A 922-nucleotide genomic window follows, 5' to 3' on the forward strand; every position below is an offset into this window, starting at 1 on the left:
TATCTATTGTAAGTTGCGTTTACCTATGTAATAATCCCAGATACGTTGGAAACCTCGCTTTTTACATATACCTTCTAAAAATACTTCAAATGTATCTGTTATGTTATCTTTTATAAGTAATAATCCTGCTAAGTATTCTATTTCGTCTAAGAGATCATATATTTCTTCATATTCTCTGCGTTGGCTTGTAAAAACTCTCGCTTCAATTACTAATTGTTGTATAGCTAAAACAGCATTGTCCCTTTTCTCTTCTCGTATCATACTTACTTCATTCTATTTCATTAGCATATCTTATAATGCGTTTGCCTGTGTAATAATCCCAAATACGTTGAAAACCACGCTCATCACATATATCTTTTAAATAATTTTCAAACATATCCGTAAGATCTTCTTTAGCAATGGTGAATCCTAATAATCGATGTATTTCATCCAAGAAATCATATATTTCTTCATTTGTAGCCATATTAGCTGTCATAACTCTTGCTTCAACTACCAACCAATGAATTGCTAAAATAGCATTGCCTTTTTTATCTTCTTGTATCATAGACTTAATTTTATATTTACTTTAAAATCTTTCACTTTAATACCTATATCTTGATTAATAGGAGAAATGAAGATAGGTATATACTTATTATCGTTAACTAACTTAAATAGAGATCTATAACTATTAATCTCTGATTGACGAGTTAGATTGATCTGATCTTTTAAAGTAATTCTCAGATTTTTTATAGGAACATCAAATGTACTATTTGTGCTACTATCTTCAGCTCTTATTGTTTTCATTCCTAACATATCAGCAACTTTAGCTCTTTTAATTCCATCTGATATTTGATATAGTGTTTCATTATTTAAATTCCTTCCTGTCCAAGGGCTCAATTTATTTTCCTTTGCATATCTATACCCGCCTATAGCACCAGTAGTT

The 922-nt window shown here is 29.6% G+C and carries 3 protein-coding genes; all 3 read right to left on the reverse strand.

The features are described from left to right. Positions 1 to 3: 3 nt before the first annotated feature. Positions 4 to 261, reverse strand: coding sequence for a GTP-binding protein EngB (locus I7X29_RS15200; protein ID WP_088593727.1), 258 nt, complete (start codon positions 259 to 261; stop codon positions 4 to 6). Between the two features lie 7 nt (positions 262 to 268). Further along, positions 269 to 544 carry a hypothetical protein gene (locus tag I7X29_RS15205; RefSeq protein WP_088593728.1) on the reverse strand — a complete coding sequence of 92 codons (276 nt, stop codon included), beginning with the start codon at positions 542 to 544 and terminating at the stop codon, positions 269 to 271. Continuing rightward, on the reverse strand, positions 541 to 922 hold a 382-nt coding region (locus I7X29_RS15210), incomplete at its 5' end, for a hypothetical protein (RefSeq protein WP_198475881.1). The genes I7X29_RS15205 and I7X29_RS15210, both read right to left, overlap by 4 nt.

This window comes from Capnocytophaga periodontitidis, assembly GCF_016126015.1.
Classification (GTDB): domain Bacteria; phylum Bacteroidota; class Bacteroidia; order Flavobacteriales; family Flavobacteriaceae; genus Capnocytophaga; species Capnocytophaga periodontitidis.